The sequence below is a fragment of the Microbacterium testaceum genome (genome assembly GCF_003075375.1).
Taxonomy (GTDB): Bacteria; Actinomycetota; Actinomycetes; order Actinomycetales; family Microbacteriaceae; genus Microbacterium; species Microbacterium testaceum_E.
The window spans coordinates 1-9,382 of record NZ_QDFT01000066.1; the positions used below are offsets into that span (position 1 = coordinate 1).

The following is a 9,382-nucleotide window of genomic DNA, read 5'->3' on the forward strand; positions in this document are numbered from 1 at the left end:
ACGTGAAGCTGACCGGTACTAATAAGCCGATGACTTGATAACACACCTGTTTTTGGTGCTTGCGTCCACTGAGTGGTTCTCGATGTACGGTCGGGAACACAACAATGAAACATATCGTTGTTGGTTTTTGAAACATCAATAGTGTTTCGGCGGCCATAGCGAGAGGGAAACGCCCGGTCACATTCCGAACCCGGAAGCTAAGCCTCTCAGCGCCGATGGTACTGCAGGGGGGACCCTGTGGGAGAGTAGGACACCGCCGGACTTCTTTTCAGCCGAAATGGCCACCCAAAGCTGGGTGGCCATTTCGCATTTCTGGGCCCATGTGGCTTGCGCGCCGCTCCGCGCGCGTGATCGCACCGGTCCACAGCGCCGACGCACCCCTCCCCGGGAAGACAGGGGCGGGTGCGCCGGCGCTTTTTCGTACGCGCGACGATACGCTCGCGGCGCGCGGAGGCCTGACACTACGCTGTCCTCACCCGTCGGAAGGACGCGCCATGCTCTTCGCTCACCTGGGATCTGAGCCTCGTATCCATCCGGACGCCGTCGTCGCCCCGACAGCGGTCATCAGCGGCGACGTCACGATCGGGCCCGGCTGCCAGGTGCTCCACGGCGCGGTCCTGACCGCGGAGGGGAGTCCGATCGTGCTCGGTGCCCATACGATCGTGATGGAGAACGCGCTGGTGCGCGCAAGCTCGACGCACGCCGTTCACGTGGGGGCGCACACCCTCATCGGTCCGATGGCCAGCATCGCCGGCGCCGACATCGGCGACGACGTGTTTCTCGCGACCGGCACGCGGATCTTCAACGGCGCCGAGATCGGCGACCGCAGTGAAGTTCGCATCAATGCCGTCGTCCACGTGCGGACGGTGCTGCCGGCGGACAGCGTCGTGCCGATCTCGTGGGTCGCCGTCGGCGATCCGCTGCTGATCCTGCCGCCCGAGCGCCACGAAGAGATCTGGGCGGCGCAGAGGGAGCTCGATTTCCCCGGCTACGTCTTCGGACTGGACCGGGAGACCCCCGACCTCATGGTGCAGCTCACCGAGCGCTACGGACGCAGCCTCTCCCGGCACGCCGATGATCGTCGCCTCGGGTGAGCCCGAACCGCAGCACGATGGACCGCGAGCACGACGAAGCGCCGGCCCCCAAGGGGACCGGCGCTTCGTCGTGCGGACCGAGGCCGTCAGCCGGTGTTCTGCAGTCCCGCGGCCACACCGCTGACCGACAGCAGCAGCAGACGCTGGTGTTCGGCATCCGGGGTCGGATTCTCGCCGTGCGCCTCGCGGAGCGCGCGCAGGGCGCGTAGCTGCAGCAGCGACAGCGCATCGACGTAGGGGCTGCGCATCTTCACCGCGCGCTGCAGCACCGGCTTGTTGCCCAGCAGGTCGCCGCCGGTGATGCGCTCGACCCAGGAGCGGGTGAGCAGCATCTCGTCCATGACGAGCTGCGCGAGATCGTCGCGGTCGCCGAGAGCGAGGTACCGACGCGCGATGCGCTCATCGGCCTTGGCCAGGCTCATGGCGACGTTGTCGATCATCGTGCGGAACAGCGGCCACTGCTCGTAGGCCTCGCGCAGCCGCTGCTCATCGCCGACGGCGTCCAGGGCGGTGCCCAGACCGAACCACCCGGCGAGGTTGATGCGGGCCTGCGTCCACGAGAACACCCAGGGGATCGCGCGCAGGTCCTCGAGCGACTCGACCGACAGGCCGCGGCGTGCGGGCCGTGAGCCGAGGGCGAGGTGGCCGAGCTCTTCCATCGGGGTGACCGTGGCGAACCAGGGCGCGAAGCCCGGCGCCTTCACGAGGGCGAAGAAGCGCTCTCGCGACGCCACGTCCATCGTCTGCGCGACGTCGGCGAAGGCGTCGGCTGCCCCGCGGTTGCGGCGCTCGATCGAGGGAGAGGAGGCGGTCAGCACCGCGGCCGCTACCTGGTCGATGTGACGCATCGCGATGTCGGGGTCGCCGTACCGGGCGAAGATGACCTCGCCCTGCTCGGTGAGCTTGAAGCGACCGTCGACCGAATGCGGGGGCTGGGCGAGGATCGCCGAGTTCGCCGGACCGCCGCCGCGACCCAGGGCGCCACCGCGGCCGTGGAACAGCGTCAGCTCGATCCTTTCGGCCTCGGCCCACGTCGCGATCTTCGCCTGCGCCTCGTACAGCGCGAGGTTGGCGGCCACTGGGCCGACGTCCTTCGACGAGTCCGAGTAGCCGAGCATGACCTCGAGGCGGCGGCCGGTGGCATCCAGGCGATCCACGAAAGCCGGGTGCGACACGATCTCGGCCAGGATGCCCGGCGCGGCCTGCAGGTCGGCGAAGGTCTCGAACAGGGGGATGACGTCGAGGACGGGCGGCTGCTCGCCGGGGCCGACGGCGTAACCGGCGAGCTCGTGCACGTTGGCGAGGTCTTGGGCGGACTGCGTGAACGACACGATGTAGCGTCCCGCGGCGCGGGGACCGAAACGCTCCTGGACGAAGGCGATCGAGCGGAAGACCTCGAGGACCTCTTCGGTCAGCTCGCTGCGGGCGCCGCCGGCGCGCAGCTCGTCGAGCACCTTGCGGTGGACGGCGGAGTGCTGGCGGACCTCGAGCTCGGTGAGGTGGAAGCCGTAGGTCTCGACCTGCCACACGAGGCGCTGCAGCGCCCCATAGGCCTGTCGGGCCGCCCCGGCCGCGACCAGGGAGTCCTGGACCGTGCGCAGGTCGGCGAGCAGGTGCTCGGGGTCGCGATACGCCAGGTCGGCGTCGCGCGTGCGGGTCGCGGCGATCTTGCGCGCGAGCAGCAGCAGGATGCGGCGGTGCGGCTCGTCGGGGGAGCGCTCGGCGATCTCGGCCGCGGCGTCCTCGTCGGCCGCGCGCAGGCGGTGCCACAGCGCGACGAGGGCGTCGCTCGGCGGAGTGGTCTCGGCATCCAGCGTCAGTCCGCGGCCCACGCGCTGCGTCGTACGCTCCAGGCCCAGAAGGACGTGCTCGCTCGCGATCGCGGCGGCCTTTCGGGTGACGGATGCCGTGACGAAGGGGTTGCCGTCCCGGTCGCCGCCGACCCAGGAGCCGACGCGGACGAACGGCTTCACGATCGGAGCGCGGGAGCCGGCGTGCTCACCCTGGAGGATGTCGTCGATACGCCGGTAGACGCGGGGCACGGCGGTGTAGAGCGTCTCGTCGAACACCGACATGACCGAACGGACCTCGTCGACGGGGGACGGCTTCTCGCGACGCAGGGGAGCGGTGCGCCAGAGCGTGTCGATCTCTTCGAGCATGCGGCGCTCGGCGCGACGGCTCTCGGTGCCGCCCTCGGATGCGTCGTCGTGCTCGGACAGCAGCTCCGACAGGCGGCGGATGCTCGTGGAGATCGCGCGGCGGCGTGCCTCGGTGGGGTGCGCGGTGAACACGGGGTGGAACCGCAGGGCCCGCAGACGCGCAAGCGCGGTCTCTTCGCCGACCTCGCTCGAGAGCCGCTCGAATGCCGTCGCGATCGTGTCGGGCGTGCCGCTGCGCGAGGGACGGTCGCCCCGCTCGCGCAGGATGCGCACGCGCTGGTGCTCCTCGACGAGGTTGACGAGGTGGAAGTAGGCGGTGAAGGCACGCGCCACCTCGTCGGCCCGCTCGATCGAGAAGCCGTCGGCGATCGCGGCGGCCCGCTCGAACGCCTCGGGCGTCTCGTCGGTGTAGGCCTGGATCGTCGCCGTCCGCAGGCGCTCGACGTCGTCGTACAGTCCGGGGGAGCCGCTCTCCTGAAGCACGCGGCCCAGCAGCGATCCGAGCAGGCGCACGTCGGCGCGCATCTGCTCGGGGAGCTCCTGGCCGGCTTCGAAGCGGCCCACGAGGTCGATGGCCTCGGTCGGGGTCAGTTCTCGCACACGCCCCAGATTATCGGCGTCCCGTTGCGGGCAGATCACGCGTGACGGCTCGCGACGGCCCGACGCCCCGCAGGCGGGATTTTCTCCGGCGTCGGCGGCGTTGCGCGCGATTCATCCCGGGAGGTGGACTCGGCATCCGGAAAGAAGCGGGTGTCCGGTGCGTCCTCGCCGTGGCGGGGGCGGCCGGGGGATACTCGTGGCGAGCGGCGCCGCCCGGCCCGCGGAGGGAGACACCGTGAGCGACGACGCCCTGCGGCAGGCCGCTGAGACGATGAAGGCCGTGCGGGCCCGCTGCGTGTGGACGCAGCGGATCGACCACCGCGACCTCGTGCCCTACCTCGTCGAGGAGAGCGCCGAGGTCATCGACGCCGTCGAATCCGGCACGCGCGCTGATCTGCGCGAGGAGCTCGGCGACCTGCTCTGGCAGGTGCTCTTCCACGCCGAGATCGCCGCGGGCGACGCCGACGACCCCTTCGACATCGATGACGTCGCGCGGGGGCTGACCGAGAAGATGGTGCGGCGTCACCCCCACGTGTTCGCGGGGGCCGTGGCATCCACCCCCGAAGAAGTGCTCGTGCACTGGAACGCCGCCAAGGCCGCGGAGAAGAACGAGCGCACGAGCGTGCTCGACGGGGTCAGCGCGCACATGCCCTCGCTCGCCCTCGCCCAGAAGGTGATCGGCAAGGCCGCGCAGGTCGGGGTGCACGCCCCGCATCACCGACTCGCCGATCCCGAGTCCGAGGCGGAGCTCGGCGACGCCCTGCTCGCCCTCGTCCAGTTCGCCCGCGCCCGCGGCTGGGACGCCGAGCGCGCCCTGCGCGAGCGCCTGCGCACCCTGCGCGCCGACGTGCACGCGGCGGAGGCGAGCGCCGAAACCGCGTCCGATTGACGAGACCGCACGCGGCGGGCGTCCCTCGCCCACGGTTTCGTCGATGTCGTACGGTCTCGGCGCAGAGCGCGGTCGCTCGGCGGCGCGCGCTCGAGGAGCCGCGGGAGCCTGGAACAATGGGACGGTGGCATCCGTGAACCCGCCGCGCGGAATGCGCGACTTCCTCCCCGCTGACAAGGCCCGTCGCGAGCGCGTGCTCGCCGTCATCCGCGAGCGCTACCGCGCGCACGGTTTCGACGAGATCGAGACCCCCGTCATGGAGGACTACGACCGCCTGCACGCCGGCATCGGCGGCGACAACGAGAAGCTCTCGTTCAGCATCCTGAAGAGGGGGATGGATGCCGACGCCATCCGCGCCGCGGCCGACGATCCCGCGGCTCTCGCCGACCTCGGTCTGCGGTACGACCTCACCGTCCCGTTGGCGCGCTTCTACGCGACGAACCGCGCGCAGCTGCCGACGGTGTTCCGCGCGATCCAGATGGCTCCGGTCTGGCGCGCCGAGCGGCCGCAGAAGGGCCGCTACCGCCAGTTCCTGCAGTGCGACATCGACATCATCGGCGACGGCACCGCGCGCGCCGAGGCCGAGCTGATGGTCGCGAGCCTCGACGTGCTCGACACGCTCGGACTCGAGGGCGGGTCCATCCGCGTGAACGACCGCCGCGTGCTCGACGCCATGCTCGACGTGTTCGGTTTCGCCGCCGAGGAGCGCCCCGGTGTGCTCATCACGATCGACAAGCTCGACAAGGTCGGCCCGTCGGGCGTCGTCGCCGAACTGCGCGAGCGCGGCGCTGCGGTCGAGGCCGTCGACGCCCTCGCGGCGTACCTCGACCGGCCGGCGGGAACCCCGACCTTCGACGACGCCGGCATTCGCGCGGCCCTGCCGGCCGGCATCCCGGACGAGGTCGTCGCCCACCTCGTCGCGCTCGGCGAGACCGTCGCGGCGGCGCGGGGCGCCGATGCGCCGCTGGTGTTCGACCCGTTCCTCGTCCGCGGCATGGGCTACTACACCGGCACGATCTTCGAGCTCGCGCACCCGAGCGTCGACTACTCGCTCGGCGGCGGTGGCCGGTACGACGGCATGATCGGGCGGTTCCTCGGGCAGCAGGTGCCGGCGGTGGGATTCTCGATCGGGTTCGAGCGGATCGTCGACCTGCTTCCCGACGCGGACGCCGCGGGGGAGCGCTCGGTGGTGCTCGTGCACGACCGCGACGTGCCCTTGGCGCAGCTGCTCGCGCTCAAGTCGCACCTGGTCGAGGGCGGGGCGCGGGTCCGTGTCGAGCAGCGTGCGAAGAACATGAAGGCGCTGCTCGAGCGTTCGGCCGCCGACGGGTACGGAGCATTCGCTCCCGTCGGTGTCGGCACCACGCCCGAGACCCTGGAGCTTCGTCCCCTGAGCTGAGACCGCACGCCCGCGCCGATCGACGGGTCCGCGGGCGGTCCGAGATCGTCGAAGCGACGGGGCCTCGTGGGTTCCGACGCCGTCGACGGGCTCGGCGTTCTCCTGTCCGGCTCGGCGTCGGCGAGCACACCGGCTACGCCACCGCGCTGATCACCGCCTCGTCCGGACTTTCGGCCGCGAGCCGTTCGAGGCGCGCCGCGGTCGCATCGTCGCGGGGCGAGAACCACACGACACGTGAGCCGAGGCCTTCGTCGATCCACAGGCTCGACATCTCGAGGTGCAGCGCTCCGACGCGCGCGTGCACGAGGTTCTTCGGAGCGTTTCGCTCTCCGCCGACGTCCCCCAGCCGCCACAGTTCCGCGAAGCGCGGCGACGTCGCTTCGAGTTCCGCGATGAAACGCTGCCACGAGGGCTCCTCGTGGTGCCGGCCGTAGGCCGCACGCAGGCGAGCCGCGATCCGTCGCTGCGCGTGGTCGAGGTCGACGTGGGCGCGCTGCCACGCCGTGTCGGTGAACAGCAGCACCGCGCAGTTTCGCCGTTCGGCCGGCATGTCGTCGAGATCGTCGAAGAGGTAGCGGTACGAGCGGTTGTACGCACGGATGTCGAAGCGCGAGGTCTGCACCGCTGCCGGGTAGGGCAGGAGCTTCTCGAGCAGGTCGAGGTGCGTCTGCCCGACGCACTGCCGTGCCTCGCGATCGGGAAGAGGAAGATCGGCGAGGGCGAACAGGTGGTCGCGCTCGTCGTCGCTCAGGAGCAGAGCGCGCGCGATCGCGGCCACGACCTGCGCGGAGGCGGCGATCGGGCGTCCCTGCTCGAGCCAGGTGTACCAGGTGAGTCCGACACCGGCGAGCTGCGCGACCTCTTCTCGGCGGAGGCCGGCGACGCGGCGACGTGTGCCGTCGGGGAGGCCCACGTCGGCGGGACGCAGGCGCGCCCGACGGCTGCGCAGGAACCCCGCGAACTCGGCGCGGGCGTCGTCGGACCGACTCATGGCATCCCTCCCTCTTCGGCGATCCTAGGACCGCCCTTCGACACGTCCTCGCGCGGTGAGGAGTGCTCTCAGTACCAGGATGAAGGCACTCCTGGTACCAGGATGCCGCCGGTTCCATGCTGGCACCATGACCACCGCCGCACAGCCCGCCACCGGCAGCGCCCCCTTGCCGATCCGCCCCGGTCCGCCCGACCTCGACGCCGCCGAGAGCGTGCCCACCTGGCGTTACCTCGGTTTCCTCGTCGGCCCCGGAGCCGGGACGTTCGCCTTCAACGCGGTGACGGTGATCCTCCCCACGCTGCGCGAACGCTTCGGTGCCGGCGACGTCGCTCTCGAACTGGTCGTCGCGGGCTACGGCATCCCCTTCGCCGTGCTGCTGATCCTCGGCGGACGTCTCGGAGACCGCTACGGCCGACACCGCCTCTACACGATCGGCATGGGGCTGTTCCTCGTCTCGGCGATCGCGTGCGCCCTCGCCCCCTCGATCGAGACGCTGATCGCCGCGCGCGTCGTCCAAGGTGTCGGGGCCGCTCTGTGCACCCCGCAGGTGCTCGCGACCATCCAGGCGACCTCGCGAGGATCCGCCCGCACGCGCGCCATCGCCGCCTTCGGCGCGAGCGGCGGCATCGGCGCGGCGGTCGGCCAGGTGTCCGGCGGAGCGCTCGCCGGGCTGTCCTTCGGCTCCGTCGAGGGGTGGCGTGCCGTCTTCGTCGTGGTCGCGCTCATCGCGGTCGCGGCGATCGTCCTCGCGCCGCTCGCACCGCGTTCACGCGCTCACGAGGTGGTCGCGATCGACCTCGTCGGCACCGCGGCGCTGGCGCTCGGCATCCTGGCCGCCTCCGTCGCCCTCACCTTCGGACCGGTCTGGAACTGGTCCTGGCCCGTCGCCCTCGCGCTCGTGGTGGCCGCCGTCGCGCTGGTGGGCATGTGGAAGCACCAGGATGCCATCGAGCGCTCCGGCCGCGTCCCGCTGCTGCCACCGAGCGTGCTGCGCTTGCGCCCCCTGCAGCTCGGGCTGCTCGCCGCGGGGCTGTTCTTCGCCGGGTACTCCGCCCTGCTCTACGTCTTCCCGCGAGCCGTGGAGGCCGGGGGACTGACGTCGCTGCAGGCGGGCATGGCGCTGCTGCCCTTCGCGGTCGTGTTCGCGGGGATGTCTCTGGCCGTCGCCCGCATCCAGAGCCGTCTCGGCGACGCGACGCTGATCCTCGGCGTGGCGCTGCAGATCGTCGCGCTGCTCGGGATGGCCGGCACCCTCGCGGTGGCGTGGGGCAGCGAGGTGGGCTCGTGGCTGCAGCCCGCGCTCGTGCTTCTCGGCGCGGGTCAGGCGTTGATCTTCTCCCCGCTCACCCAGCTCGTCGTCCGCGAGGTCCCGGTGGAGGCCGCGGGACTGTCGGGCGGCATGTTCAGCACAGCGCAACAGCTCGCCCTGTCGTTCGGCGTGATCGTCATCGGAGGACTCGTCAGCCTCACCGGCGCCGCCGGACGGGACGAACTCCTCGCGGGACTGGCCCTCGACATCGTCCTCGCCGTGGCAGTGCTGATCGTCGCGATCGCTCTGCGCTCCCGCGCGCGTCGCAATCTGCGCTGATGACAGACACGACGAGAGCTCAGGATGCCGGGAGCCCGGTGTCGCTCCACCGTCACGGCGCGTCCACCGGGCGTTCATCGAGGGCGAGTGTCATCGGAGGATGCGCGCGCGTCGACCGGTGACCCTGACCGCCGCCTCGACGGTCGCCGTGCTCGGCGCGACCGCCGTGGCGATGCGGACGCTCATCTCGCGGCAGGCCGCGATCGCGCGGCGCCGGATCGGCAAGCCACTGGGGGAGCAGGCTCTGGACGCCGACCGTGTGTGGCGGGGCAAGAAGCACCCGGGGGAGCCGGTCGAGCTGCTGCTGCTGGGCGACTCGATCGCCGCGGGGCTCGGCGCGGGCCACCGGCGGGACACCCTGGGTGCGCGACTCGCGAAGGGCATCGCGCGCGATGCCGCCCGTCCCGTTCGGCTCCGCACCGCCGCGGTCGTGGGGTCGGAGACCTCGGCGCTGACCGCGCAGCTCGCGGAACTCCCGCCGGAGTATCGCGCCGACGTCGCCGTCATCGTGGTGGGCGGGAACGACGTCACCCACCGCGTCCCCGCGACGCGCGCCGCCGCACAGCTCGAGGAGGCCATCGGCATCCTGAGAGCTCGGGGGATGCCGGTGGCCTCCTCGAGCTGTGCGGCGGCGCGCGTCGCGGGGACGCGGTGGGTGACGT

General features: G+C 71.4%; 7 protein-coding genes and 1 rRNA gene. 6 read left to right on the forward strand and 2 right to left on the reverse strand.

Going from position 1 to position 9,382, the window contains the following annotated elements; all coding sequences use genetic code 11:
* Nucleotides 1–145 precede the first annotated feature (145 nt).
* Both rrf and DC432_RS15105 read left to right on the forward strand, forming a co-directional pair.
* A 5S ribosomal RNA gene (gene rrf, locus DC432_RS15100) occupies nt 146–262 on the forward strand.
* 232 nt (nt 263–494) lie between these two features.
* Nucleotides 495–1,094: a gamma carbonic anhydrase family protein gene (locus DC432_RS15105; protein WP_116538557.1), complete on the forward strand. Its 600-nt coding sequence runs from the start codon at nt 495–497 to the stop codon at nt 1,092–1,094.
* Between the two features lie 86 nt (nt 1,095–1,180).
* Here the strand turns inward: DC432_RS15105 and DC432_RS15110 are convergent, their stop codons facing one another.
* The gene (locus tag DC432_RS15110) at nt 1,181–3,853 is read right to left on the reverse strand and encodes a phosphoenolpyruvate carboxylase (RefSeq protein WP_116538558.1); all 2,673 of its coding nucleotides are present in this window, start codon (nt 3,851–3,853) and stop codon (nt 1,181–1,183) included.
* 271 nt (nt 3,854–4,124) lie between these two features.
* Between DC432_RS15110 and DC432_RS15115 the strand changes: the two genes are divergently transcribed.
* On the forward strand, nt 4,125–4,742 hold the full coding sequence (locus tag DC432_RS15115; protein ID WP_116538560.1) for a MazG nucleotide pyrophosphohydrolase domain-containing protein: 618 nt from the start codon (nt 4,125–4,127) through the stop codon (nt 4,740–4,742).
* Nucleotides 4,743–4,893: 151 nt separating this feature from the next.
* Nucleotides 4,894–6,141: a histidine--tRNA ligase gene (gene hisS, locus DC432_RS15120; RefSeq protein WP_243393165.1), complete on the forward strand. Its 1,248-nt coding sequence runs from the start codon at nt 4,894–4,896 to the stop codon at nt 6,139–6,141.
* Between the two features lie 133 nt (nt 6,142–6,274).
* Here the strand turns inward: hisS and DC432_RS15125 are convergent, their stop codons facing one another.
* A complete protein-coding gene (locus tag DC432_RS15125) occupies nt 6,275–7,132 on the reverse strand; it encodes a helix-turn-helix transcriptional regulator (RefSeq protein WP_108320289.1) in 858 nt (285 codons plus the stop codon).
* Nucleotides 7,133–7,259: 127 nt separating this feature from the next.
* Between DC432_RS15125 and DC432_RS15130 the strand changes: the two genes are divergently transcribed.
* Together DC432_RS15130 and DC432_RS15135 are read left to right on the forward strand one after the other, a co-directional pair.
* Complete coding sequence (locus tag DC432_RS15130) at nt 7,260–8,720, forward strand: MFS transporter (protein ID WP_207770844.1); 1,461 nt, start codon at nt 7,260–7,262, stop codon at nt 8,718–8,720.
* Between the two features lie 118 nt (nt 8,721–8,838).
* The coding region (locus DC432_RS15135) for a GDSL-type esterase/lipase family protein (RefSeq protein WP_431739691.1) at nt 8,839–9,382 on the forward strand (544 nt) is incomplete at its 3' end.